The organism is Methanoculleus sp., from assembly GCF_020696975.1.
Taxonomy (GTDB): domain Archaea; phylum Halobacteriota; class Methanomicrobia; order Methanomicrobiales; family Methanoculleaceae; genus Methanoculleus.
The window spans coordinates 1-23,382 of the sequence record NZ_JAJGBK010000012.1 but is presented as its reverse complement, the minus strand read 5'-3'; the positions used below and the strand labels follow the sequence as shown (position 1 = coordinate 23,382).

Below are 23,382 nucleotides of genomic sequence, written 5' to 3'. Positions count from 1 at the left end.
GAGCGTAGCGAGCTTGAGAAACTCGAAGAGTTTCGAGGGGGGTTCACCCCTCCCCTGTCTCTAACGCGTAGAGATCCTCACTCCTCGTAGCCCCCACCCCGCCCGGCCTTCGGCCTCCTCACTCGGTCCAGTTTATGGGTTTCTCTCTACATCAGCAATTTTTTCGTTCATCGGTTGAAACCGCACCCTGGTGCCTGTAATTCACACACCTCTCCTCGCACCCGCCCCTCACCTCATACACCAATATTGCAAAACCTACCGGCGCTCGAACCCCATCCCCCTTCGGTGAAGTCATTCCCCCCCGGCACCAACCATTAATACACCAGAACCAGAAACGGATACCAGGATTGTCCATGAAACCAACGCAGCCAGTCAAACCAAACAGGGATGTAACGGCCCTCCTTCAGTCCATGAGCAAGACCGGTTTTCAGGGGAGAAAACTCGGGGAGTCGCTCGGTGTCTGGACCAGGATGGTCAAAGATCCAGACTGCACGATATTCATGGGACTGTCGGGTGCGATGATCCCGGCAGGTATGCAGAACGTGCTGATCGAACTTGTCAGGCACCGCTACGTCGACGTCATCGTCTCGACTGGTGCAAACATCTTCCACGACACCTGTGAGCACCTCGGCGTGCGGCACTACCTTGGCCACCACCACGCGGACGATGCAGCACTCCTCGAGGAAGGGATCGACCGCATTTACGACGTCTTTGCCTACGAAGAAGAGTTCCGGAGCATCGACGCGGAGATCGCCCGGTTCGCCGACGAGATTGCACCGTTCCACGGGTCGTCGCGCGCGTTCATCCGGCGTCTCGGCGAGTGGCTCCGCGAGCGGCGGCCGGAGGGACAGTCGCTCATCGCCACCTGCGCCGAGTACGACGTCCCGATCTTCATCCCCGCTCTCGGCGACTCATCCATCGGCATCGGGCTCGTGATGGCGCGCCGCCGCGGAGTCGACGTCAATATCGACCAGCTCGCCGATACCGACGAGATCACGCGGATGGTCGAGGAGTCGCGAAAGACCGGCGTCATCTACATCGGCGGGGGCGTGCCGAAGAACTTCATCCAGCAGACGCAGGTCATCGCCTCGATCCATGAACAGCACCTCGGCGGACACGCCTACGCCATCCAGTACACCACCGACGCCCCCCACTGGGGCGGCCTCTCCGGGTGCACGTTTGAAGAGGCGATCAGCTGGGGCAAGGAGGCGCCCGAGTCAGCGCGGGTCCAGTGCTTCTGCGACGCGACGATTGCCCTCCCTATTGTCGCGTCAGGCCTGATCGGGAGTGGGGTTGAGCGGGCCCGCCGGGCCCCCTGACACCAAAATAATTATTAAGATACCGAACCTAAATCTATAGGCACAAGTCATAGAATGCTGTGTCTGGAGCAGCACCATTGCGTGTTGCGAGTATCGAAAGATGCGAAGTTCTATGTTGAGGTAGCCAAGCCTGGTATGGCGCAGGTTTGCTAAACCTGTGTCCCCCTGGGACTCGAGGGTTCAAATCCCTCCCTCAGCGCTTTCACCGACAATGTCGATGATGAGGCGATCACATGGATGAAGAAGAGATAAAGTATTTTGTTCGAATCAGAAACACTGATCTCGACGGCACCAAGGCAGTGCACATCGCACTGACCGGGATCAAGGGCATTGGTCCGCACACATCGCGCACCATCACCGCTCTTGCCAGTGTAGATCCTCACGCCGTCCTCGGCAAACTGGACGACGGATCAGTCGACCGGCTCGCAACCGCCGTCGACACATACACGGAACAGGTGCCCGACTGGATGGTCAACCGTCCAAAAGACGTCTATACTGGAGAAGTCCGCCACCTCCTCGGTACCGATCTCTCCATGATGAATGACGAAGACGTCAACCGCATGAGGAAGATGCGGAGCTACCGGGGTATCCGGCACGAGACCGGGCAGAAGGTCCGCGGTCAGCGCACCAAGTCCACCGGAAGAACGGGCACGACCGTCGGCGTCAAGAGAAAGAAAGACTAACGCGGTGATTAAATGGGATATCCCGGAAAAAACCACAAGCAGTACGCGACGCCCAAGCGGCGGTTCGAGAAGACGAGACTTGAGGACGAAAAGCGGCTCATCATCGACTACGGGCTCCGGAACAAGCGTGAACTCTGGAAGGCCCAGAGTGTGCTGCGGAAGTACCGCGCCGCTGCCCGAGAACTGGTGGCACTGCGATCGGCAGGCATCAACCTTGAGGAGTACGAGAAGAAGAGAGACCAGCTCATCAACCACCTCTATCGCTACGGGCTCATTGGCGAGAACCCCGAGGTCGGTGACGTGCTCGCCCTGAAGGTTGAGCAGCAGCTCGATCGCCGTCTCCAGACACTGGTCCTCAGGAAGGGGCTCGCCCGCTCCCCGAAGCAGGCCCGCCAGTTCATCACCCACGGCCACATCGCGATCGCCGGTCGCAGGGTAACCGTCCCGAGTTACCGGGTCGAGAGAGCCGAAGAGCAGGAGATCACCTACTACGGCCCCTCCCCGCTCACGAACGACGTCCACCCCGAGAGAGGCCGGATCGCCCGCGCAGGAATGAGGTAATATCATGGCAGAAGAGAAATGGGGCATTGCACACATCTTTGCCTCCTTCAACAATACCATCATCACGATCACCGACCTCTCCGGCGCCGAGACGGTCACGAAGAGCAGCGGCGGCATGGTCGTGAAGCAGGACAGAAACGAGAGCTCGCCCTATGCGGCCATGCAGATGGCGATCCAGGTCGCGCAGAACGCGCGCGATAAGGGGATCACCGGCGTCCATGTGAAGGTACGCGCACCAGGCCGGGGCAAGCAGCGGAGCCCCGGTCCCGGCGCTCAGGCAGCGATTCGCGCCCTGGCCCGTGCGGGGATGAGGATCGGCCGCATCGAAGATGTCACCCCGGTGCCCCACGACGGTATCCGCGGCAAGGGCGGCCGGAGAGGAAGGAGAGTGTAATGGAGATAGCGTTTTCTCGACTGGATGAGAGAGTCGCCAAATTCACCATAAGCGGCGTTTCCACATCGTTCGCCAATATGTTCCGGCGGGCGATGATCAGCGAGGTGCCGACGCTCGCCATCGAAGATGTCCGTATCTACGACAACACAAGCGTCCTCTTCGACGAGATGCTGGCGCACCGGCTGGGACTCATCCCGCTCCGGACCGACCTCAAGCGCTACAAACCACGTAGCGAATGCACCTGCGAAGACGCAGGGTGCCCGGTCTGCACCGCCACCTACACGCTCTCCGTCGAGGGCCCGAAGACGGTCTACTCAAGCGACCTGATACCCCAGGACCCCGATGCCGCACCGGCAGAGGAGAACGTCCCCATCATCGAACTTGCCACGGAGCAGAAGGTTGTGCTCGAAGCACAGGCAATCGTCGGCACCGGAAAGGAGCATGCCAAGTGGCAGGCGACGACCGCCTGCGGCTACAAGAACTATCCGGAGATCGTCATCGATGAACGGTGCGACGGGTGCGGCATGTGTGTCGATGAGTGTCCGCGCGACGTGCTCGAGTCCGGGCAGGGAAGAGTCAGGGTCGTTGAAGGAAAGCAGGAGTTGTGTTCCCTCTGCAGGCTCTGCGAGCGGGCATGCCTTGCCGGCGGCATCGGCAACGAGCCGGCCATCCATATCGATACCGACGAAACCCGATTCATCTTCGTGGTGGAGAGCGACGGATCCATGCCCGTCCGGGAGATCATCGAGAGAGCGCTCCAATACATTCAGAGATCATCAGACGACCTGGTAGACGTGATGAACGATATAACGGGAGAGGGGACTGAATGAAGAAGACAACCGAGAATAAATCAAACCCCCGGCTGGCCGCCCTCATTTTGACGCTGAAAGACGCGTCGCGCGTACATGAGGCGAACATCTGGCGTGAGATTGCAAGAAGGCTGGATGCACCCCGGAAGAACTACGCCGAGGTGAACCTCAGCAAGATCGACCGCTACGCAAACGAAGGCGAGACGATCCTGGTGCCGGGCAAGGTGCTCGGCAGCGGCGCACTCAACCTGCCGGTGAAGATCGCCGCGCTGGACTTCTCTGAGGCTGCCGTGAGCAAGATCACCGGTGCCAACGGGACGTGCATGACTATCGAGGACCTCGTTCGGGACAACCCGAAGGGCAGCAAGGTACGGATCCTCAGGTGAGACGAATGGTTACAGTTATCGATGCAGAAGGATTACTGCTCGGAAGGATGGCCAGCATCGTCGCGCAGCGTGCGCTCGCCGGCGAGGAGATTGCCATCGTGAACGTCGAGAAGGCAATCGTCTCCGGGAACAAAGCGCAGGTGCTCGCGAACTACACCACAAAGCGCGAGCGGGGATCCCGTGAGGGCGGCCCGTTCTTCCCGCGCCGGCCTGACCATATCGTCAAGCGCACCATCCGCGGCATGCTCCCGTACAAACGCGAGCGCGGCATCGCCGCATTCAAGCGGATCAAGACCTACGTCGGCGTCCCGACAGAGTTCGTCGGGATGGAGGCCGAGTCGCTCGCAGAGGCCCACATCGACCGGCTGAGTAGCCCGCGGTACGTTACCGTCGGAGCAATTAGCACCAACCTCGGAGCAAAATACTAACATAGGGTGATGGAATGGCAAAGATCATCAACACAAGCGGTAAGAGAAAGACGGCAATCGCCCGGGCGACCTTAAAGCCCGGCAACGGCCGGGTCCGCATCAACTCCGTGCCCCTGGAGATCTACGGGACCGAGTTGATCAGGATGAAGATCGCCGAGCCGTTGCTGCTGGTCCCGAATGCGCTCGACGGTGTCGACGCGGCGATCGATGTCGCAGGCGGCGGTACGATGGGACAGGCCGAGGCAGTCCGGACGGCGCTTGCGCGCGGGATTGTGGAGTGGCACAACGACCCCCAGATTAAGGACGCATTCCTCGCGTATGACCGGACGCTGCTCGTAAACGACTCGCGGCAGAAGGAAACCAAGAAGCCGCACGGCCCAGGCGCACGGGCAAAGTTCCAGAAATCCTACCGGTGAAGGAAAAGAGATATAAGGGATGGAGGACCATTATTATGATACCCGTACGATGTTTTACATGCGGTAAGGTCGTCTCTACAGCCTGGAAGGAGTTCAAGGAGCGGCGAGATGCAGGCGAGGATCCAGGACGGATCCTCGACAATCTCGGCCTGGAGCGTTACTGCTGCAGGCGGATGCTGCTGACGCACAAGGAAGTAGTGGAGGACCTGAATCCGTATCAATGAGGGGTCGTGGGGTAGCCTGGACTATCCTATGGCGTTCGGGATGCTGTGACCTGAGTTCAAATCTCAGCGACCCCATTTTATCATTAATGATTTTGAGGCTGCACGATGGAATCATATACCCGGTATGAACGGGCGCGAATTATAGGGGCTCGTGCTCTGCAGGTATCAATGGGTGCACCTGTTTTGGTTAAAACAGCGAAGACAGAGCCGCTCGAGATCGCACTTGAAGAGTTCGATCGCGACATGATCCCTATAACAGTGAAGAGAAAGTAGTGATCTGATGACGACCATCGAACAGATTATCCTGAGAACGATCCTGGACAGCCGTGGAAACGAGACCGTCGAGGCCGAGATCCACACCGATTGCGGCTTTGGGCGGGCAGCGGCACCCAGCGGCGCAAGCACCGGAACCTATGAGGCAAAGGTGCGGCCGCCGCGCGAGGCTATCGAGGATGCAGAAAAGAACCTGATTCCATCGCTCATCGGTGAGGACACTCACGATCAGATCACATTCGACGCACTGCTCAGAGAGAACGACGGAACACCCGACTTCAGTTCAATCGGCGCAAACGTCGCTGTAGCACTGTCTCTTGCGTGCGCAAAGGCGGCTGCATCGTCTCTTGACCTGGAACTCTTCCGGTATCTGGGTGGCGCATTTGCCGGCGAGACGCCCCTGCCTTTGGGCAACGTCATCGGCGGAGGCGCTCATGCCCCGAATGCCACATCCATCCAGGAGTTCCTGGTAGTACCTACCGGGGCTTCCGGCGCTTCACAGGGCGTCTTCGTGAACGCTGCCGTTCATAAGGCAGTGAAGACGATCCTGGTGAAGCAGGGCAAGCTCTCCGGCAAGGGGGATGAAGGCGCCTGGGCACCCGCAATCTCCGATGCCGAGGCATTCGAGATCATTAGCGAAGCAATCGCCACCGTCTCCGATGAGATGAACGTCGAGGTCCGGATGGGAATCGACGTAGCCGCAAGCGAGCTCTGGGACGGCGAGCACTACCGCTACAAGGATGCCTCGCGAACCCTCGAAGACCAGATCGCCTACATGGCCGATCTCGTCGACCGTTACAACCTCATCTACATCGAAGACCCCCTCTTCGAGGAGGACTTCGACGCGTTCGCCGACCTTACCGCACAGGTCGGCGACCGCTGCCTGATATGCGGCGACGATCTCTTCGTGACCAACGTCGAACGGATCATGAAGGGCGTCGAGACGTGCGCGGCAAACTGCGTCCTCATCAAGCCAAACCAGATCGGCACGCTCACCGACACCTTCGAGGCGATACATCTCGCCCAGGAGAATGGTATGGAGACCGTCATGAGCCACCGGTCCGGAGAGACCACCGACGCAACCATCGCGCATCTCGCAACCGCATTTGAGTGCATCTTCCTCAAGACCGGCGTTGTCGGCGGGGAACGGATAGCCAAACTGAACGAACTGATTCGCATAGAGGAGCTGATCTAACTTGACTGGAAACGAACTTGAGATCGAACTGAAAGAACCACTGGTACCTGTGGAAGAGTACCTCGCAGCAGGCGTGCACATCGGCACCCAGCAGAAGAGCAAAGACATGATGAAGTTCATCTACCGCGTCCGCGGGGATGGGCTCTACATCCTGGACATCCAGGCGACCGACGAGCGGGTCAAGACCGCGGCGAAGTTCCTCTCGCAGTACGAACCCGCAAAAGTCCTGGTCGTCACCTCCCGGCAGTATGGCCAGTACCCGGCAAAGAAGTTCGCCGACGCTATCGGCGGCATGGCGGTCATCGGCCGTTTCATCCCCGGAATGCTCACCAACCAGCGCCTGAACAAGTACATCGAGCCTGACGTGATCGTCGTGACCGACCCCATCGGTGACTCCCAGGCGATCACCGAGGCGGTCCAGGCGGGTATCCCGATCGTCGCCCTCTGCGATACCAACAACATGACGAAGTACGTCGATGTGGTCATCCCGACAAACAACAAGGGCCGCAAAGCCCTCTCGATGATCTACTACCTCCTGACAAAGGAGCTGCTCCGCCTGCGCGGTGTTGCCACATCACTTACTCCCGAAGACTTTGAGACAGAGTTATAAGATCCGAAGGCACAGAGCTCAATCTTGATGGATATGCGCCCATGCAGTGTAGCGGGAATGTTCTATCCTGCCGAGCCCAGGCATCTGGAGCAACTGCTGGAGACATTCTTCCAGAGGAGGGCCCCGGGTATCGATGCCCGGGGCATCGTCTCCCCTCACGCGGGCTACGTCTACTCAGGAGAGACCGCAGCCTGTGCCTTCTCCACCATACCACCTGATTTTGACGGGACACTTCTGGTCATCGGTCCGAGTCACCGGGGCTATACGACCGGTGTCTCTGCCGTGCCGTGGGAGACTCCCCTCGGGATCGTCGATGTCGATACAGAGTTTGTCGATGCGCTGGATATCGAGGTCGATGAGGCATCGCACCGAAACGAGCACTCGATCGAGGTGCAGATGCCCATCATCAAGTACCGGTTTCCGCGAGCAAGGGTTGTGCCCATCATGATGGGAGACCAGAGTCACGAGGCGGCGGCAAGGCTCGCGGAGCACCTGCTCCAGGCGACACGGCGCACAGGAAGGGACGTCCGGATCGTCGCCTCAAGCGACTTCTCCCACTACGTCCCCGAAGAGGCAGCCCGTCGCCAGGACCTCTACGCGATCGATGCGCTCAAAACCCTGGACACCCGTGAGTTTTATCGGCGGCTCCAGGAGACCGGCGCCACGGCATGCGGCTACGGCCCGATATCGGCCATGTGCATCGCGTGCAGTTCCCTCGGAGCAAGCAGGGGGGAACTCTTGCGGTATACGACCAGCGGCGATGTGACAGAGGACTTCAATCAGGTAGTGGGGTATGCAGCGATAGCGGTGGTGTGATTGGCAACGTGGAGTGCGCCGGGCAAGGTCTTCCTGTTCGGCGAGCATGCAGTCGTCTATGGAAAGCCGGGCGTAGCAATGGCAATCAAGCCCCGTGTCTTTGTCACGGTGCGGAAATCCCGCAACCCAACGCGCCCGAAGTCGCCGTATATCAACGAGTGTTTCGAACGAATGGGTGTCCGGGGCAGTGTTTACGTCCATTCGCAGCTCCAGAGTTCGTCCGGGCTTGGATCGTCGGCCGCGGTGACGGTCGCGACCCTCTCTGCGATCAACGATGAGTTCGATCTCGGGCGCACCCGCGAGGATATTGCGGATATGGCGTTCGCCATAGAAAAAAAGGTCCAGAACGGACGGGCAAGCCCGACCGACACCTATGTCTGCGCAAACGGGGGGATGGTGCTCATCACCGGCAACTCGAAGAGGAGACTCCCCCCGCAGGGGCTGCAGCTCGTCGTCGGAAACACCCTGGTGCCGCACAGCACCGCAAAGATGGTCGAACTGGTCGGGAACCTGCAGAGAAAGCATCCGGAGATTGCAAACCCGATACTCGATGCCATCGGGGCCGTGACGCTCTCCGCCCTCCATAGCATCAACAACCCCAAAGACCTGGGGCAGTGCATGGACATGAACAACGCTCTCCTGGAGGCGCTCGGTGTGGGGCATCCGGCAAGCAGCAAACTCGTCCTTGCGGCCCGGGCAAGCGGCGCCTACGGAGCAAAGATAACGGGAGCCGGAGGCGGCGGGTGCATCATTGCCCTCTGCCCCCGGCGGGCAAAGAGCCGGGTCGCCGGGGCCATCGAGGCCTGCGAAGGAAGGGCAATCATCACCACCATCGATACGGATGGTGCGAGAAAAGAGAAGCATGACTGAGACCGTGATACTGAAACTGGGAGGGAGCGTGATCACCGACAAGTCGGGCGATTGTGCGATCGACCACACCCGCCTGCGCGGGATTGCGGCAGACCTCGCCACGCGGAGAGCCTCCGCGCTCGTGCTCGTCCACGGTGCGGGATCGTGCGGGCACCCGGAAGCCCGGCGTTACCATATCAACGACGGCCTCACGAGAGAGAACGTCCCCGGCGTCTACCATACACACGCTGCCGTCTCACGCCTGAACGCCGCGGTCGTCGATGCCCTGCGGGATGCGGGGGTCGAGGCGGTCGGCATCCATCCGCTGGATCTCGCTCTCGCCGAAGGCGGACGTCTGGCCTCGCTTGAGACCCGCCATATTGCCGAGATGACAGAACACGGCATTGTGCCCGTGCTGCACGGCGATGTGGTGATGGACCGCCTGCAGGGGTCGTGCATCGTATCAGGCGATCAGCTGGTGACCCGGCTTGCCGTCGCTCTTTCGAGCAGGCGAGTGGGTCTTGCAACAGACGTCCCCGGCGTGCTGCAGAACGGGGTTGTCGTTCCGCGCATCGACCGGTCCGTCATGGAGACGCTTGATATCGGGGGATCGTCGAACACCGACGTGACCGGGGGCATGCGAGGCAAGATCGCGGAACTCCTGGCGCTGGCCGATGCCGGGACCGAGTCGCATATCTTCCACGTCTCAAAGGTCGGCCGGTTCCTGGACGGCACCGGGCACGACGGGACAACCATAACCGGACGGGGAGTATCATGACCGGGGAACTCGCCACATCCTCACGGAAACGGGACCACCTGATCATCTGCTGTGAAAATCCCATTGAAGCAGGCGATCCCGGGTTCAAGGATGTCCGGCTGGTCCACGACGCCCTCCCCGAGTGCGATATGGACGCGATCGAGACCAGAACCCGATTCCTCGGCGCGACACTCGGGTCTCCCCTCTTCATTGCAGCGATGACCGGAGGACATCCGGACACCCTCGAGGTGAACCGGCGGCTGGCACGTGTCGCCGACCGGTATAACCTCGGTATGGGTGTTGGTTCTCAGCGAGCGGCATTGGAGAAGCCCGAACTGGAGGAGAGTTTCACGATCGTGCGGGAGGAGGCGCCGCATGCCTTCCTCTGCGCGAACCTAGGAATCATCCAGCTCCGCGACCACGGCATCGAGTGGGCGGAACGGGCTGTCGAGATGATCGATGCACAGGCGATCGCCATCCACGTCAACTCGCTTCAGGAAGCGATTCAGCCGGAAGGCGATCATAATGCAGAGGGGTGCCTTGCTGCGCTTAGTACCCTCTGCGAAGAGTTCTCCTACCCGGTCATCGTGAAGGAAACCGGATCCGGCATATCAGCCGGGACTGCAAGGATAATCCGGGGGGCAGGAGCAAGCGCAATCGATATCGGGGGTTATGGAGGCACGTCGTGGGCGAAGGTTGAACGCCTGCGGGCAAAAGACTCCAGGCTCGCCGAACTCGGGGAAGCGTTCCTCTCCTGGGGCATACCGACCGTGGTAAGCCTCTGCGAGGTGCGGAAGGCAGGAGGCCCGATCATCGCGACGGGCGGACTGCGATCAGGAATCGATGTTGCAAAGGCAGTCGCACTCGGGGCGGATCTCGGGGGCATGGCCCTCCCCCTCTTAAAACCGGCTATGGAGAGTGAAGATGCACTCATTACAGCCGTCGAGGCGATACACCGCGAACTCGAGGTGGCGATGTTCCTGACGGGGTCACGGACAATACGGGACCTCTCAAACGCACGGACGTATATAACCGGATTAACCAGGCAGATGATTGAAACAAGCGACTAATCACAAAACATCCAAGCACGGAGGTTTACATGGATATTGAGATCATAGCAGTGGGCGGGTATAACGAAGTCGGCAGAAATATGACTGCCGTCCGCTGCGGAAAAGAGATTGTCATCTTTGATATGGGTCTGCGCCTCGACCAGGTGATGATCCATGAGGATGCTGATATTGAGAACATGCATTCTCTGGACCTGATCGAGATGAAGGCCATTCCTGATGACACCATCATGAATGCGGTAGAGGGGAGCGTCAAGGCGATCGTCTGTTCCCACGGACACCTGGACCACATCGGTGCCATACCGAAACTGGCGCACCGGTACAACGCCCCGATCATCAGCACGCCCTACACATCGGAACTGATCCGGCAGCAGATTGCAGGCGAACAGAAGTTTGGTGTGAACAACAAACTCTTCGCCCTGAAGGCCGGGCAGCGCTACACCATCTCCCCGCACCTCACGCTCGAGTTCGTGCGGAGCCAGCACTCGATCATCGATACCGTATTTCCCGTCCTGCACACCCCGCGGGGCGCGGTCGTCTACGCAAACGACTTCAAACTCGACCGGACGCCGGTGATCGGGGAGCCGCCGGACTTCGCCCGGCTGCGGCAGATCGGGAAAGAGGGTGTCATCGCTCTCATCACGGAGAGTGTCAACATCGCCGACAACGGGCGCTGCCCGAGCGAGAAGATCGCGCGGGACCTCGTGCGGGACACCATCACGAGTTACGAGGACGACAAGAGCGCTCTCTTCGTCTCGACGTTCTCGTCGCACATCTCCCGTATCAAGACCATCGCCGAATGCGCCCACGAGATCGGAAGGAAACCGGTCCTGCTCGGCCGGTCGATGGAGCGCTACAACTCGGCAGCCGAACAGCTCAAACTGGTCGGGTTCCCCGAGAGTCTCTCGATGTTTGGCAACCGGCGGACCGTGGACCGGACGCTCAGACGGATCATGAAGACCGGGAAGGACAAGTTCCTCCCGATCGTCACCGGCCACCAGGGCGAGTCGGGCGCCATCCTGACACGGATCGTGATGGGGGATACCCCCTACAAACTGGAGAAGGGCGACAAGATCCTCTTCGCGGCGAGGGTAATCCCGAACCCGATGAACCACGGGCAGCGTTACCTGGTCGAGGCACGCGCCAAGATGGCGGGTGTGCGGATCTTTGACGACCTGCACGTCTCGGGCCACGCCTACAAGGAGGACCATTACGAGTTCCTGCACCTCTTAAACCCCCAGCACCTCATCCCGTCGCACGGTGATATCGGCATGACCGGGAACTACGCGAAGTTCGCGGAGGAGATCGGGTATACTCTGGGTAACGACCTTCACATCCTCAGGAACGGGCAGAACGTCTTGATTAAGTAGGAGAGAGTGCATGACGACGCTACAAGACTACCTGGAGAAGAATGCTGACAGATTTGACAAGGTAATCCACCGCTACTTCGGAGATGTCCACGGCGACCTCTTCCGGGCGAGCGCCCACCTGCTGCTTGCAGGCGGCAAACGGCTCCGTCCGGCGGTCGTCATACTCGCCGCGGATGCAGTGAGGAAAGGGAGTTCGGACGACCTGATCCCTGCAGCCCTCGCGCTTGAACTGACCCACAACTTCACCCTCATCCATGACGACATCATGGACGGCGACGTTGTCCGGCGCGGCGTCCCGACGGTGCATACGGTCTGGGACGAGCCGACGGCGATCCTCGCAGGCGATGTGCTCTACGCGAAGGCGTTCGAGTTCATCTGCCTCTCGGACGCCACCGACGCCGCAAAGGTCCGGGCGACAAAGATGCTTGCCCGGACATGCGCCGAGATCTGCGACGGGCAGAGCATGGATATGGCGTTTGAGAAGAGGGAAGACGTCTCGGAGGCGGAGTACCTGGAGATGGTCAGCAAGAAGACCGGTGTTCTCTACGGCGCGTCTGCCGCCATCGGCGGGATCCTTGCGGGGGCGACCCCGATCCAGGCCGATGCCCTCTACCAATTCGGATTAAACAGCGGCGTCGCCTTCCAGATCCAAGACGACCTCATCGACCTCCTTGCGAGCACCGAGAAGAGCGGCAAGGACCAGGCGTCGGATATCCGGGAAGGGAAGCAGACCCTGATCGCGATCCGGGCGCGTGAGAAGGGGATCGACCTTGTCCCCTACCGGAGGAGCCTCTCGGCCGAGGAGATCAACGACCTGATCGCCCGGCTGGAGGGTGCAGGCGTCATCGACGAGGTCCGGGCGAGAGCGGTCGAGCGGGCGGCTGTCGCAAAAGAAGCGCTCTCGATCCTTCCAGACTCGGAAGAAAAGAACTTGCTCTCAGAGATTGCAGACTTCTTCATCGACCGGGGCAACTGAAACCATGGACACCGATCTCGAGCATCTGCTCTTTGTCTACGCCCTCCAGAACGCTGTAAAGCACGATAGCGCCCCAAAAAGCGGGACGGTCATCGGCACGGTGCTCGGTAAGCACCCTGAGTTCCGGAGCAGGGCAAGGGAACTGGGTCCCCTCGCAGGAAAGGTGGTCGCGGAGGTGGCGGCGATGAGCCAGTCCGACCGCAAGAGCCGCCTTGAGGAACTCGCTCCCGAACTCCTCGCCGAACTCACCGAGACGACGCATGAGCGCTCGCGGGAACTTCCCGCGCTCGAGGGCGCCGAGAACGGCGTGGTGATGCGGTTTGCCCCGAACCCGAGCGGGCCGCTCCACCTCGGGCACGCCCGGGCCTCTATTCTGAACGATTACTATGTCAGGCGCTACGGGGGCCGGTACGTCCTCCGTATCGAGGATACAGACCCAAGACGGGTCGACCCCGAGGCGTATGGGATGGTGCAGGAGGATATCGCGTGGCTGGGGCTCGGGATCACCGATGTCGTCTACCAGAGCGACCGACTCGATATCTACTACGACCTCTGCAGGAAGCTCATCGAACTCGGCGGCGCCTACGTCTGCGTCTGCGAGTCGGAACGGTTCAGGGAACTTAAACTCAAGGGGAAGGCCTGCCCCTGCCGGGAGCAGACGGTGGAGGAGAACCTGGAACTCTGGCAGCAGATGCTTGACGGGGAGTTCTACGAGGGGGACGTGACCGTCCGGGTGAAGACGGACCTCACACACCCCGACCCCGCGATGCGGGACTACTCCGCGATGCGGATCGTGAGCGAACCCCTCCACCCGCGGGTGGACGCCACGGTCTTTCCGCTGATGAACTTCTCGGTCGCGGTGGACGACCACCTCCTCGGGATCACTCATGTCATCCGCGGGAAGGACCACATCGCAAACACGAGACGGCAGCGCTACATCTTCGATTATTTCGGCTGGAAACCACCGGTCTACCGCCACTATGGCCGGATGGGGATATCGGGCGTCGTCCTCTCGACGTCCGGGATGCGCGAAGGGATAGAGAGCGGCCTTTACACCGGGTGGGACGATATCCATCTCGGGACGCTGCGGGCGATCGCCCGCCGCGGCATCGAGGCCGATGCAGTCCGGAACGCCATGGTCGATATCGGGATCGGGGAGACGGATATATCGTTCTCGTGGGAGAACCTCTACGCCAAGAACAAGGAGCTCGTCGACCCGAAGGCGAACCGCTACTTCTTCGTCCCCGACCCGGTCGAGGTGACCGTCGAGGGCGCTCCACGGCACGAGGCCCACGCGGCCCTCCACCCGAACGACCCCGCCCGGGGGGTCCGGACCCTTGCGACCGCCGGCAGGATCCTCCTCCCGCGGGCGGATATCGAGGGACGGAGCATGGTCCGGCTAAAGGACCTCTACAATATCAGGATCGCGCAGGACGGGGATGTGCTACGGGTCACCTACGCAGGCGACTCGCTCGATGAAGCACGGCGCGAGAAGGCGCCGATCATCCAGTGGCTCCCGGCGGAGACGAAACTCCCCTGCACGCTTCTGCGGCAGGACGGGAGCCTCGAAGGGTTCTGCGAACCGTTAGTCGCCGGCGAGGCGGATAACGTCGTCCAGTTCGAGCGGATCGGGTTTGCCCGGATCGACTCGGTCGACGGCGGCCGGGTGAGCGCGTACTTCGCGCACCGGTGAAGGGGCAGGGGCAGAGCCCCTCTTTTTAGATCGTAAGGCTACCTGCAACCCACCCGAAGACCTGAGTTCTTCCCACGCTCCCTTTGGTCCGTCGTAACTCACGGCCGCTGAACCGGCGGTTCCTCTGCCCTGCGGGCGAGTTCCCGGAGCACCATCCGGGCGAGTCCGGCGTTTTCATAGTCCCGCTCCCGGGCAACGTCACGGATGCAGGCCGGCACATCGATGATCCGCTCCGCCTCCCTGATCTCGGCCGCGAGCGCCTCAAGGTCTCTCCTCTCACGCATACGCTCCCGGTGCCAGGCCGCGGACTCGCGGTCGGGATCGATCCGGATGATCGCTTCAAAACAGGCCGCCGCCTCGTCATAGCGGCACATGGCCCCGAGCACCCACCCCCTGCTCTGCCAGGCGAGAATGTGCTCCGGGTTCAGCGTGAGCGCCTCATCGCAGCAGGCGACGGCATCTTCGCTCCTCCCCATGCAGGCGAGAACGTAGCCCTTCCGTTGCCAGGCCATCGCGTCGCGGGGATCAATGGCGAGCGCTTGATCGAAACAGGCGAGCGCCTCGGCGTAGCGACCGGCCTTGAGGAGCGCGTACCCCTTCCGCCTCCAGAGGAGAGGATCGTCGGGGGCGAGTTCAAGGGCCCTGTCGTAGCACGCGATCGCTTTACTGTAGTCCCTGGTGTTGCAGAGAGCCTGGCCCTTGTGGTACCACGCTCCGGCACCGTCATCTCTGGTCGCCATCGGACCTATAGGGGAGGCCAATCCATAAGAACATAACCCGTACCACCCGGCAACGTTTAAGACCGGTTAGGTGAGAGATAACTGTATTATGGCAGATAAGATTCTTGTTGCCTATGCCTCCCGCTACGGCTCGACCGCAGAGGTGGCGGAAGCGATCGGGGATGAACTCAGGAAGGCCGGCGACGAAGTTGATGTGCGCCCGGCGAACGAGGTCAGCGACCTCTCCCCCTACCGCGCGGCCATCATCGGGAGCCCTATATATATGGGGAAATGGCTCCCGGAATCTCAGGTCTTCATCGAGCGCTACCAGCAGCTCCTCCGCAGCATCCCGGTCGCCTTCTTTGCCGTGGGGCTCACGGTCGAAGAGGGGAATCCCGAGTTCCTCAAGAAGGCGGAAGCATCGATGGACCAGGTCCGGATGCTTGTAAAGCCCGTCGATATCGGTCTCTTTTCGGGAGGACTCGATACCGGTCGCCTCTCCTTTGCAGACCGCACAATCATCAAGCTCATCCGGACAAAAACAGGGGATCTCCGAAACTGGGAGGCCATCCGTGCCTGGGCACGGGCGGTGCGCCCGATGATTGGACCGGCCTGACCGGCCATTATCTTAATTCTTCCAGGACCGGAGGCATGAGCAGTTACCCTTTCTCGCACCGGCCGATGCGTTGTGGCAACGCTTCGTGACTGAAGCCGGATTATAATACCCAATGATGAATAAAAAAGAGGCATAATCCATACCATCACGCAGATATCATTAAATACCACCGCTTCATATCACTGCACACCATGACCCAGATAAGGGGCTATTCGGCCCCCATATTCAATAAGAGTCAATTTAAGCGAACTAAACCGTCAGGGCACCGCAGATCCGGGATGATCCTGGCGTGCCTCATCACGCTCTGCCTTATCGTCGGGATAGGCCAGGCACACAGCCTTGACGGCACCATCGGTACGCCACAGAAAGGCGTGCAGGTCGAGACAAGGCTCTACCTCAACGGCGGAGATGGGAGTGGAAATGAGAACGGGAGTGAGAATGGAGGCGGAAACGGAGATGGGAACGGAGGCAGATCTGGAGATGGAACCAGGATCGCCTCCTCCGGATCCGGAGGAGGAGGCTCCCGCACTGCCACCCTGCTCTGGACCCACACGTTCCCGGATGCAGTAACAACGATTGATATGCCGGCCGACGGGTCTGCCGTGGCGGTCGGTAGCGCAGGCGGGAATATCACGCTCTTAAACAGCAACGGCACGCCATTCTGGACCTCCGGGTTCGGCGCTCCGGTCGCCGGGATCGGGATCTCTGCCGGGGGAAGCATCATTGCAGGAGGAGCCGGAGACCAACTTGTGATGCTTGATTCGGGCGGCCAGACCCTCTGGACGATAGAGGCGGGAAACACGGTGCTCGGGGCAGATATATCCTCTGATGGAAATTACAGCGTTGCAGGGACCACTGCAGGGGACGTCTTCTTCGTCAACGACCGGGGAGGCCTCCTCTGGAGGAGATCGCTTGGAAGCCCCGTCAACGCTGTCGCGGCCAGTGCGGACGGTTCGCTCGTGGCGGCAGGGACGGGTGATGGCAATATCAGTCTCCTCGATTCCCGGGGAGATCTGCTCTGGACCTATGATGCAGGGAGTGCCGTGCAGAGCGTCTCAATCGCCGCCGGAGGAACCACTGTTGCCGCCGGAACCGCCGGGTCCGCGGTCCTCCTGCTGGACAGCAAAGGGAAGGGGACCGTAGTATGGACGGGTGACGGACCGATCAACGCCCTCTGCCTCGGTCCCCGCGGCGCCACCATCGGCGCCGGGACGGCCGGAGGCTACACCCACCTCTTAAACAGTGCCGGAGCGGGAATGTGGACGTTCGACAGGCTCATGGGCCCGAAGGGTGAGAACTGCACCGTCACCGGGATCACGCTCTCATCACCGGCAGACTACCTGGCGATCGGCTCCGATAACCGGAACGTCTACTACTTTGCCTTCACCGCACAGCCTCCCCCGACGATGATCCCGGGACAGAAGACGGCACCCACGGATCCCGCTGATCCGGGATCATTCGTTGCCGAGATGCAGGGCGCCCCGGCGACACCGCAGGAGGCACCCGGGTTCTGCGCCGCCGCGGGTCTCGGGGCCATACTCGCCGCTGCCGTTTTGCGGCGCAAAGACCGGTAGAGGGGATCACCCCCGGGAGATCCCTTTTTCCCGTCCGGCCTTCCGGGCCGCAAGAAAAGGTGCTTATAGGACGACGGCCCACCTATAAAAATCATGATAGATCGGGTGGATAAATATTCTTTTGTCGCCAGAATGCCCGACGAACCGGGCACATTGCACCGCGCGGCCGAGATCATCAAGTCCTACCGGGGCAACATCAACCGCATCCAGTACGACCGCAGGATCGATCCCGCCACGGTCTTCTTTGAGGTGACCGCAACGCCCGCGACCTACTCGCAGATGAAGGAAGACCTCCACGCCATCGGCTACCTCCAGGAAACGCTCCCCACCCTCGGATTCCTCAGGTTCTCCATATACCTCCCCCACGAGCCCGGGTCCCTCTTCGACCTTCTCACCTACATCACCGGGGCGGGGGCGAACATCGCCTACATCGACTTCGACGACCAGAGGTGCTCCTCCGGCAAAGTCACCATCAGCCTGAACGTCGAAGAGACCGCGATCGTCGAGAGCCTGCTCGATCGGCTGAAGTCACGTTACCGCCTCGAGATCATCGAGTACGACACGACCGGCGAGAGGCTCGACGATACCGTCTTCTACGTCAGGTTCGCCCAGGCGGTGCGGGGACTGATCGGAACGGCCGAGGACGAGTTCCTCCTCTCCTTCCTGCAGGACGTCAACCACATCGTCCAGGAACTCAACAGCCTCGGCCAGGACCCGCGGGAGGTCTTTGAGAGCATCCTTGCTACAGGAAGGACGCTCAAGAACACGACCAAAGACCGGTTTTACGCCGACGTCCAGCGCATCCGCTTGAGCGACGACGTCGAGGTCTTCTGCTTCCAGATGCCGGGCGGCGGAAACATCTTCCTGCTCCGTGCCCCGGACGAGACCGTCATGATCGATACCGGTTACGGGATCTACCACGAGGACGCTGTGCGGATGTTCCAGCACTACGGCCTCGGGGACCTCACCCGGATCAACCGGATCTATATCACCCACGCCGACGCCGACCACTGCGGGGCCGGAGGGCTCTTTGCCGCAAAAGCGTATACGCACACCGGGTCGCTTGCGATCATCCGCCAGGCGAACCGGGCCTACGGCTCGCGCAGCGAGGCCTCAATCCTCGAGGAGGTCTACACGACCGTCATCAACCTCTTCTCGCACTTCTCGGCGCCGGAAGACCTCGAACTCTTCCCGGATGAACCGATCGGCACGCGCTCGATCTTTCCCATCCTTGCCCGCTTCACGGTCCACGATATCGAGTTCGAGGTCCTTGAGTCTCTCGGCGGGCACATGCACGGCCAGGTCTACCTCTTCTCTCCCGATCACGGTATCATCTTCACCGCCGATACGCTGATCAACTTCGGGAGCCTCGACGAGGACCGGAAACGCTACAATTCGCTCGCTGACTTCCTGGTAACGTCGGTCAACGTCGACAGCGAATGCGCACGCCAGGAGAGGAAGGCGCTGCTCGAACTGGTCCGGGAGACGGATGAGGAACTCGCCCTACACGGCCGCCGGTGCCTGGTCGCGTGTGGCCACGGCGCTGTCTCAGTCCTCTCGGACGGGAGACTGGAAGCGGTCGGGCCTATCGAGCGCTACCAGGCGCGAGAGGTGAGGGGGAGTTAGGCACCCGGGCGCCAATCCCCGACGAAAGCGATCCCTGCACCGAGAGCGACCAGGGCCCCGCCCAGGAGCAGCACCAGGGGTTCCAGCTGGGTGAGGAGGAAGAGAGAGGAGATGATGCCGACGACCGGAATGATCGGAAGGAGCCCGATCGCACCGGGGATCCGGAACGGCCGGACCGCGCCCGGCGCACGGTAGCGGAGCAGGATGACGGACGCGTTGATGACGATGAACGTCACGAAGAGCGTGAAGTTGGTGACGTTCGCGACGAAATCGATCTCGCCGGCGAAGAGGAAAACCATAGAAGCGAGCGCAACGGCGATGATGGCCGTCCAGGGCGTCCGCGTCCGGGGGTGCACCCGGGCAAGGACCGGCGGGAGTGAGAGCGAGGCTGCCATGCCGTATATGATCCGGGACGACGCCATCATCATCAGAAGGGCGGTGTTTGCCGTGGCAAAGAGTGCGATGACGGAGATAAGGGTGAACGCCGCAGGACCAAGGGCGACGGATGCGACATCGGCGAAGGGGGCCCGTGAAGCGGCGAGCTGTTCCCAGCTGACGACCGAGACGGCGGCGAGCGAGACCAGGACATAGAGAAGAATCGAGATGGCAAGCGCGATGATCAGGGCGAGCGGGATGTTCCGCTCCGGGTTCCGGGTCTCTTCGGAGAGTTTCACCATCTCCTCAAACCCCATGTAGGCGAAGAAGACAAGCGCGGACGCCTGCAGGAGGCCCGGGATCCCCTGCGGCATCTCAAGGTAATCCACCCGCCCGATATGCGGGAGGCCGATCAGGATGACCATGACGATACCCGCGGCCTCGATGAGGGTCAGGGCGATGGCGACCCGGGCGGTCTCCTTGATACCGGAGAAGAGGACCCCGGCGAGAAGGATGATGATCAGGGCCGCGGAGGGGAGGACTGGAAAGCCGACGAGGTCCGAGAAGTAGCCGGCAAACCCAAGCGAGACGGTTGCAGCCCCGAAGACGCCGGAGAAGATGATCAGCCACCCGACGACGAAGGCAAGCCTCCGCCCGAAGGCGTTTGAGACGTATTCGAACTCGGCGCTGGCGTGGGGAAACATCGATGAGAGTTCGGCATAACTGAGAGCACTGAACGCGGCGATGGTGGCGGCAATCGTAAACGTCAGCCAGACAGCGTTGCCGGCCATGCCGGCCGCCTCCCCGAGGAGGGCGTAGATCCCTGCCCCGAGGATGATCCCGACACCAGAGAGGGTGACGGCAGCGAGCCCGAGTTCTCGCCGGAGTTTTGTCCCTGGATTGGGAGCGTCCGGTTCCTCTTTCGGCATATGATACTTTTATGCGCCGGCTCAATTTATGGCTATCCAGCAGCGCCCGGGAGACCATACATTTTTATTTGATGTGGCTCCGGGAGAGAGCCATATGGGGAGTGCAGATGGGGCAGAATATTCTGAGTCTATTAAGGCAGGAACACGCGAAAGTGGTCGCTCAACTGGACGAGCTGCAGCAACAGGGTCTCCGTGACCGCAAGGAGTTGTTCAACCGGATGAAGAACAACCTCCTGCCGCATATGGCCGGAGAGGAACGGGTCTTTTATCCGGAGCTCGAAGGGCGGGGGCTCCGGGACCTTGTATCCGGGTCACGGGAGGAGCATACGGCTATCCGCACGCTCATGGACCGGCTGAACCGTACCTCCATGGACGATGAGGAGAACTGGCTCCGTGCGATGCTGGAGGTCAGGGAGGCCGTGGAGAGCCATGTCGAGCGGGAGGAGAACGTGGTCTTCCCGGAAGCCAGGAAGAGGATGGACGCTGCTCTTCTCCTCCAGATCGGCAACCGGTTCGAGGAGGCGAAGGGAAAGGCTCACCTCGTGCCGCTCAGGTGACCCCGGCGGCTCCTGGACGGAGACAGCCACAACTGATATATACAGGATCGGTCCATGCAGCCCTCCCTGCAGAGCAGGGAAGTGATCGGGATGGCGCAGAATGTTATTGACACCCTGAAGCAGGAGCACCAGATGGTGCTCTCGTTGCTCTCGGAACTCTCAAGCAAGGGCATCAGCAACCGGCAACAGACGTACAATTCCTTGAAGGAGAACCTCATACCGCACATGATCGGGGAGGAGAAGAGCCTGTATCCGAGGCTTGAGCGAGAGTCGGATATGCGGGACATGGCGCTTGAGGCAATCGAGGAGCACAATGCGGTCAAGTCGCTGCTCTCCCAGCTCGATAATGCATCCACATCGGAAGAAGACGTCTGGGTGGCGAAGATAACGGTGATCCAGGAGAACGTGAAGCACCACATCAGCGAGGAGGAGGAGCATATCTTCCCCCAGATGCAGCAGAAGATGAGCAGCGAACTCTCAGACCTTGACACCCGGTACCAGGAGGCAAAGAGGAGCGCACTGCCGGTTGCGGCACAGTGAGCGGCAGGTATACCATACGGGCAGGTGCCTGGCACCGGTGCCCCTGTTTTTTGTTAATCCGGCGAAATTGTTATCTGTCATCCATCCTATTGCTCGCCCGGAGGCAGGCTATGTATGCCACAGATTCTTGAACTGATCCAGGATGATCATGATCTCATCAGAAGTCTCTTTGATGAACTCGAGAGCAACCCCGAGACCCGGGATGTCCGGTGTATTACGCTCCGCCGTGAGCTCCCCGGGCATATGTATGCCGAGGAGGCTACACTGTATGCACGGCTCCGGGATGTGGTGCCGGAGGAGATCCAGCGGTCGCTTGAGGAGCATGATGAGGTTCGTAAAAGGCTTATCCGGTTTGAGAAGATCCCGCTCAGGGACGATGCCTGGATGCCGGCACTCCACGAACTGAGGGGGGATGTGGAGGCGCACTTCGCATCGGAAGAAGGCGGGGTCTTTGCCCGGGCGGAGCGTCACCTCAGCAGGAGCACCCTGTTTGAACTCAGTGAGGCGTTCCAGCAGGAGAAGGAGGCGGCAGCCCAGATCACGATCGCATAACTGCCGGTTATGCCGGCACCGGGCGAAGCGGCGGCAAGGTCGTTGACGATGCAACCCGCCACCTCTCTTCGATGGCCCTGTGGTGAGGGGTGAAGGCGGGGTACAGGAAGAACGGCCGTCACCACCGCTCTCGCAGCCTGTCAGGTCTCCGGGGAGCAGGTAAATGATGTAACCCTGACAAACGATTAAAGTTAAATAATAAATAGATACTACAAATAGAATGGTGCCACCGCAGTGGCGGCACATCTTGAGATCCATGCATGGTGTGAAACCCTCTGCCATTGAAGTAATCCCGGGGCACCGTGCCGGATGTCCCGGAAGGTTGCTATGAGTGTTTCACGGGGATGGAAGGGAACGGCCTTTCCATTCCCCTATCCAGTTCGCTGTTTTGAGAGCGGCCTTCAGCATACTGCCAGGAAGGGAGGAGCCGGTCGTGCCGGCTACCGCTCGGAGGTAGAATATACTGTTGTGGAAAATGCGTTACGCAAAAGAGACGATCAGGAACAGACAACTTGCGTTCGCACGGTAAGATATAGAAGAACAGGTTTCAGAGTAAAGGGAGGTAATAGCAGCGAATTGCGCTTCCCGAGGGCTCTCGCACCTCAGTACCACACAACACGTGAGAGGGCTTAACTGCTGGGTTCGAGATGGGTCCAGGTGTTTCCCCTCTGCTATGGCCGCTATTACCATGTGAGCGAACATCCTGATGGATGCCCGGTCGAAGTCGAAAATCCAGATGGATTTTCTTCTCATCAGGCCATCCTGATGGATGCCCAGCCAAAGTCGAAAATCCCTACGGGATTTTCTCCCCAATCGGCCGCTTCGCGCCCGAATGGAAGCCAAGGCCCGGACTTGAACCGGGGTGTAGTTGATCTGCAGTCAACCGCGTGGCCGCTCCGCCACCTTGGCAAACCGTGTTACCTCCTATATGTTAGCCACCCAGGTATTTAATGTTTACCACCCATCTACCAGGGCAGGTCATAAGGAGAACAGTCTTCCAATGGAAGGACGGTAATAGCAGCGAATTGCGCTTCCCGAGGGCTCTCGCACCTCAGTACCACACAACAA

General features: G+C 60.5%; 27 protein-coding genes, 3 tRNA genes and 1 rRNA gene. 27 read left to right on the top strand and 4 right to left on the bottom strand.

The genetic code is table 11. The annotated features are described in order from the left end of the window. Nucleotides 1-353: 353 nt before the first annotated feature. The 21 genes from QZ650_RS02465 (at nt 354) to QZ650_RS02365 (ending at nt 14,826) form a co-directional block, all read left to right on the top strand. Nucleotides 354-1,319 (top strand): deoxyhypusine synthase, encoded by a 966-nt coding sequence (locus QZ650_RS02465; RefSeq protein WP_292518153.1) that lies wholly within the window; start codon nt 354-356, stop codon nt 1,317-1,319. Nucleotides 1,320-1,433: 114 nt separating this feature from the next. After that, nucleotides 1,434-1,518, top strand: a tRNA-Ser gene (locus QZ650_RS02460). Between the two features lie 34 nt (nt 1,519-1,552). After that, complete coding sequence (locus tag QZ650_RS02455) at nt 1,553-2,002, top strand: 30S ribosomal protein S13 (protein WP_292518151.1); 450 nt, start codon at nt 1,553-1,555, stop codon at nt 2,000-2,002. A 12-nt stretch (nt 2,003-2,014) separates the two neighbouring features. Then, on the top strand, nt 2,015-2,563 hold the full coding sequence (locus QZ650_RS02450) for a 30S ribosomal protein S4 (protein ID WP_292518149.1): 549 nt from the start codon (nt 2,015-2,017) through the stop codon (nt 2,561-2,563). A 4-nt stretch (nt 2,564-2,567) separates the two neighbouring features. Further along, on the top strand, nt 2,568-2,957 hold the full coding sequence (locus tag QZ650_RS02445; protein WP_292518147.1) for a 30S ribosomal protein S11: 390 nt from the start codon (nt 2,568-2,570) through the stop codon (nt 2,955-2,957). After that, nucleotides 2,957-3,787, top strand: coding sequence for a DNA-directed RNA polymerase subunit D (locus tag QZ650_RS02440; protein ID WP_292518145.1), 831 nt, complete (start codon nt 2,957-2,959; stop codon nt 3,785-3,787). The genes QZ650_RS02445 and QZ650_RS02440 overlap by 1 nt, the downstream gene beginning before the upstream one ends. After that, entirely contained in the window at nt 3,784-4,152 is a 369-nt protein-coding gene (locus QZ650_RS02435; protein WP_292518144.1) for a 50S ribosomal protein L18e, read from the top strand. The genes QZ650_RS02440 and QZ650_RS02435 overlap by 4 nt, the downstream gene beginning before the upstream one ends. A gap of 5 nt (nt 4,153-4,157) precedes the next feature. Beyond that, nucleotides 4,158-4,580 carry a 50S ribosomal protein L13 gene (locus QZ650_RS02430; RefSeq protein ID WP_292518142.1) on the top strand — a complete coding sequence of 141 codons (423 nt, stop codon included), beginning with the start codon at nt 4,158-4,160 and terminating at the stop codon, nt 4,578-4,580. 14 nt (nt 4,581-4,594) lie between these two features. Beyond that, complete coding sequence (locus QZ650_RS02425; RefSeq protein ID WP_292518140.1) at nt 4,595-4,996, top strand: 30S ribosomal protein S9; 402 nt, start codon at nt 4,595-4,597, stop codon at nt 4,994-4,996. A gap of 35 nt (nt 4,997-5,031) precedes the next feature. Next, a complete protein-coding gene (locus QZ650_RS02420) occupies nt 5,032-5,220 on the top strand; it encodes a DNA-directed RNA polymerase subunit N (protein WP_292518138.1) in 189 nt (62 codons plus the stop codon). Then, a tRNA-Pro gene (locus tag QZ650_RS02415) sits at nt 5,221-5,295 on the top strand. It abuts the gene before it with no gap. A 30-nt stretch (nt 5,296-5,325) separates the two neighbouring features. Then, nucleotides 5,326-5,493, top strand: coding sequence for a DNA-directed RNA polymerase subunit K (locus QZ650_RS02410; RefSeq protein WP_292518136.1), 168 nt, complete (start codon nt 5,326-5,328; stop codon nt 5,491-5,493). A 7-nt stretch (nt 5,494-5,500) separates the two neighbouring features. Continuing rightward, a complete protein-coding gene (gene eno / locus QZ650_RS02405) occupies nt 5,501-6,688 on the top strand; it encodes a phosphopyruvate hydratase (RefSeq protein WP_292518134.1) in 1,188 nt (395 codons plus the stop codon). 1 nt (nt 6,689) lies between these two features. Further along, a complete protein-coding gene (gene rpsB / locus QZ650_RS02400; protein ID WP_292518132.1) occupies nt 6,690-7,298 on the top strand; it encodes a 30S ribosomal protein S2 in 609 nt (202 codons plus the stop codon). A gap of 27 nt (nt 7,299-7,325) precedes the next feature. Beyond that, a complete protein-coding gene (gene amrB / locus QZ650_RS02395; protein WP_292518130.1) occupies nt 7,326-8,114 on the top strand; it encodes an AmmeMemoRadiSam system protein B in 789 nt (262 codons plus the stop codon). Then, a complete protein-coding gene (gene mvk, locus QZ650_RS02390) occupies nt 8,115-8,984 on the top strand; it encodes a mevalonate kinase (protein ID WP_292518128.1) in 870 nt (289 codons plus the stop codon). Beyond that, nucleotides 8,977-9,741 carry an isopentenyl phosphate kinase gene (locus QZ650_RS02385; protein ID WP_292518126.1) on the top strand — a complete coding sequence of 255 codons (765 nt, stop codon included), beginning with the start codon at nt 8,977-8,979 and terminating at the stop codon, nt 9,739-9,741. The genes mvk and QZ650_RS02385 overlap by 8 nt, the downstream gene beginning before the upstream one ends. Continuing rightward, entirely contained in the window at nt 9,738-10,790 is a 1,053-nt protein-coding gene (gene fni, locus QZ650_RS02380) for a type 2 isopentenyl-diphosphate Delta-isomerase (protein WP_292518124.1), read from the top strand. Before QZ650_RS02385 ends, fni begins: the two co-directional genes overlap by 4 nt. Before the next feature lie 29 nt (nt 10,791-10,819). Continuing rightward, on the top strand, nt 10,820-12,157 hold the full coding sequence (locus QZ650_RS02375; RefSeq protein ID WP_292518122.1) for an RNase J family beta-CASP ribonuclease: 1,338 nt from the start codon (nt 10,820-10,822) through the stop codon (nt 12,155-12,157). A gap of 10 nt (nt 12,158-12,167) precedes the next feature. After that, entirely contained in the window at nt 12,168-13,133 is a 966-nt protein-coding gene (locus QZ650_RS02370; RefSeq protein ID WP_292518120.1) for a polyprenyl synthetase family protein, read from the top strand. A gap of 4 nt (nt 13,134-13,137) precedes the next feature. Then, nucleotides 13,138-14,826 carry a glutamate--tRNA ligase gene (locus QZ650_RS02365; protein WP_292518118.1) on the top strand — a complete coding sequence of 563 codons (1,689 nt, stop codon included), beginning with the start codon at nt 13,138-13,140 and terminating at the stop codon, nt 14,824-14,826. Between the two features lie 98 nt (nt 14,827-14,924). Here QZ650_RS02365 and QZ650_RS02360 read toward each other — a convergent pair whose 3' ends face one another. Further along, nucleotides 14,925-15,566, bottom strand: coding sequence for a tetratricopeptide repeat protein (locus tag QZ650_RS02360; RefSeq protein ID WP_292518116.1), 642 nt, complete (start codon nt 15,564-15,566; stop codon nt 14,925-14,927). 88 nt (nt 15,567-15,654) lie between these two features. Between QZ650_RS02360 and QZ650_RS02355 the strand changes: the two genes are divergently transcribed. From QZ650_RS02355 to QZ650_RS02345, 3 genes are all read left to right on the top strand, one after another. Continuing rightward, entirely contained in the window at nt 15,655-16,161 is a 507-nt protein-coding gene (locus tag QZ650_RS02355) for a flavodoxin domain-containing protein (RefSeq protein ID WP_292518113.1), read from the top strand. A 278-nt stretch (nt 16,162-16,439) separates the two neighbouring features. After that, nucleotides 16,440-17,735 carry a PQQ-binding-like beta-propeller repeat protein gene (locus QZ650_RS02350; protein WP_292518111.1) on the top strand — a complete coding sequence of 432 codons (1,296 nt, stop codon included), beginning with the start codon at nt 16,440-16,442 and terminating at the stop codon, nt 17,733-17,735. 132 nt (nt 17,736-17,867) lie between these two features. Further along, a complete protein-coding gene (locus QZ650_RS02345) occupies nt 17,868-19,361 on the top strand; it encodes an MBL fold metallo-hydrolase (RefSeq protein WP_292518109.1) in 1,494 nt (497 codons plus the stop codon). Here QZ650_RS02345 and QZ650_RS02340 read toward each other — a convergent pair. Further along, nucleotides 19,358-20,665 (bottom strand): amino acid permease, encoded by a 1,308-nt coding sequence (locus QZ650_RS02340; protein ID WP_292518107.1) that lies wholly within the window; start codon nt 20,663-20,665, stop codon nt 19,358-19,360. The genes QZ650_RS02345 and QZ650_RS02340 overlap by 4 nt on opposite strands. Before the next feature lie 107 nt (nt 20,666-20,772). Between QZ650_RS02340 and QZ650_RS02335 the strand changes: the two genes are divergently transcribed. The 3 genes from QZ650_RS02335 (at nt 20,773) to QZ650_RS02325 (ending at nt 22,314) form a co-directional block, all read left to right on the top strand. Beyond that, nucleotides 20,773-21,222 (top strand): hemerythrin domain-containing protein, encoded by a 450-nt coding sequence (locus QZ650_RS02335; protein WP_292518105.1) that lies wholly within the window; start codon nt 20,773-20,775, stop codon nt 21,220-21,222. Between the two features lie 54 nt (nt 21,223-21,276). Next, complete coding sequence (locus QZ650_RS02330) at nt 21,277-21,762, top strand: hemerythrin domain-containing protein (RefSeq protein ID WP_292518103.1); 486 nt, start codon at nt 21,277-21,279, stop codon at nt 21,760-21,762. 114 nt (nt 21,763-21,876) lie between these two features. Continuing rightward, complete coding sequence (locus tag QZ650_RS02325) at nt 21,877-22,314, top strand: hemerythrin domain-containing protein (RefSeq protein WP_292518101.1); 438 nt, start codon at nt 21,877-21,879, stop codon at nt 22,312-22,314. A 563-nt stretch (nt 22,315-22,877) separates the two neighbouring features. Here QZ650_RS02325 and rrf read toward each other — a convergent pair. Both rrf and QZ650_RS02315 read right to left on the bottom strand, forming a co-directional pair. Further along, nucleotides 22,878-22,999, bottom strand: a 5S ribosomal RNA gene (gene rrf, locus QZ650_RS02320). Between the two features lie 152 nt (nt 23,000-23,151). Next, nucleotides 23,152-23,223: transfer RNA gene (locus tag QZ650_RS02315), tRNA-Cys, on the bottom strand. Nucleotides 23,224-23,382 lie beyond the last annotated feature (159 nt).

What these genes read in the sequence shown, in the direction of transcription:
- QZ650_RS02465 (WP_292518153.1), top strand. Translation starts at nt 354, where the DNA reads ATGAAACCAACGCAGCCAGTCAAACCAAACAGGGATGTAACGGCCCTC.
- QZ650_RS02455 (WP_292518151.1), top strand. Translation starts at nt 1,553, where the DNA reads ATGGATGAAGAAGAGATAAAGTATTTTGTTCGAATCAGAAACACTGAT.
- QZ650_RS02450 (WP_292518149.1), top strand. Translation starts at nt 2,015, where the DNA reads ATGGGATATCCCGGAAAAAACCACAAGCAGTACGCGACGCCCAAGCGG.
- QZ650_RS02445 (WP_292518147.1), top strand. Translation starts at nt 2,568, where the DNA reads ATGGCAGAAGAGAAATGGGGCATTGCACACATCTTTGCCTCCTTCAAC.
- QZ650_RS02440 (WP_292518145.1), top strand. Translation starts at nt 2,957, where the DNA reads ATGGAGATAGCGTTTTCTCGACTGGATGAGAGAGTCGCCAAATTCACC.
- QZ650_RS02435 (WP_292518144.1), top strand. Translation starts at nt 3,784, where the DNA reads ATGAAGAAGACAACCGAGAATAAATCAAACCCCCGGCTGGCCGCCCTC.
- QZ650_RS02430 (WP_292518142.1), top strand. Translation starts at nt 4,158, where the DNA reads ATGGTTACAGTTATCGATGCAGAAGGATTACTGCTCGGAAGGATGGCC.
- QZ650_RS02425 (WP_292518140.1), top strand. Translation starts at nt 4,595, where the DNA reads ATGGCAAAGATCATCAACACAAGCGGTAAGAGAAAGACGGCAATCGCC.
- QZ650_RS02420 (WP_292518138.1), top strand. Translation starts at nt 5,032, where the DNA reads ATGATACCCGTACGATGTTTTACATGCGGTAAGGTCGTCTCTACAGCC.
- QZ650_RS02410 (WP_292518136.1), top strand. Translation starts at nt 5,326, where the DNA reads ATGGAATCATATACCCGGTATGAACGGGCGCGAATTATAGGGGCTCGT.
- eno (WP_292518134.1), top strand. Translation starts at nt 5,501, where the DNA reads ATGACGACCATCGAACAGATTATCCTGAGAACGATCCTGGACAGCCGT.
- amrB (WP_292518130.1), top strand. Translation starts at nt 7,326, where the DNA reads ATGGATATGCGCCCATGCAGTGTAGCGGGAATGTTCTATCCTGCCGAG.
- QZ650_RS02385 (WP_292518126.1), top strand. Translation starts at nt 8,977, where the DNA reads ATGACTGAGACCGTGATACTGAAACTGGGAGGGAGCGTGATCACCGAC.
- fni (WP_292518124.1), top strand. Translation starts at nt 9,738, where the DNA reads ATGACCGGGGAACTCGCCACATCCTCACGGAAACGGGACCACCTGATC.
- QZ650_RS02375 (WP_292518122.1), top strand. Translation starts at nt 10,820, where the DNA reads ATGGATATTGAGATCATAGCAGTGGGCGGGTATAACGAAGTCGGCAGA.
- QZ650_RS02370 (WP_292518120.1), top strand. Translation starts at nt 12,168, where the DNA reads ATGACGACGCTACAAGACTACCTGGAGAAGAATGCTGACAGATTTGAC.
- QZ650_RS02365 (WP_292518118.1), top strand. Translation starts at nt 13,138, where the DNA reads ATGGACACCGATCTCGAGCATCTGCTCTTTGTCTACGCCCTCCAGAAC.
- QZ650_RS02360 (WP_292518116.1), bottom strand. Translation starts at nt 15,566, where the DNA reads ATGGCGACCAGAGATGACGGTGCCGGAGCGTGGTACCACAAGGGCCAG.
- QZ650_RS02355 (WP_292518113.1), top strand. Translation starts at nt 15,655, where the DNA reads ATGGCAGATAAGATTCTTGTTGCCTATGCCTCCCGCTACGGCTCGACC.
- QZ650_RS02350 (WP_292518111.1), top strand. Translation starts at nt 16,440, where the DNA reads ATGATCCTGGCGTGCCTCATCACGCTCTGCCTTATCGTCGGGATAGGC.
- QZ650_RS02345 (WP_292518109.1), top strand. Translation starts at nt 17,868, where the DNA reads ATGCCCGACGAACCGGGCACATTGCACCGCGCGGCCGAGATCATCAAG.
- QZ650_RS02340 (WP_292518107.1), bottom strand. Translation starts at nt 20,665, where the DNA reads ATGCCGAAAGAGGAACCGGACGCTCCCAATCCAGGGACAAAACTCCGG.
- QZ650_RS02335 (WP_292518105.1), top strand. Translation starts at nt 20,773, where the DNA reads ATGGGGCAGAATATTCTGAGTCTATTAAGGCAGGAACACGCGAAAGTG.
- QZ650_RS02330 (WP_292518103.1), top strand. Translation starts at nt 21,277, where the DNA reads ATGCAGCCCTCCCTGCAGAGCAGGGAAGTGATCGGGATGGCGCAGAAT.
- QZ650_RS02325 (WP_292518101.1), top strand. Translation starts at nt 21,877, where the DNA reads ATGCCACAGATTCTTGAACTGATCCAGGATGATCATGATCTCATCAGA.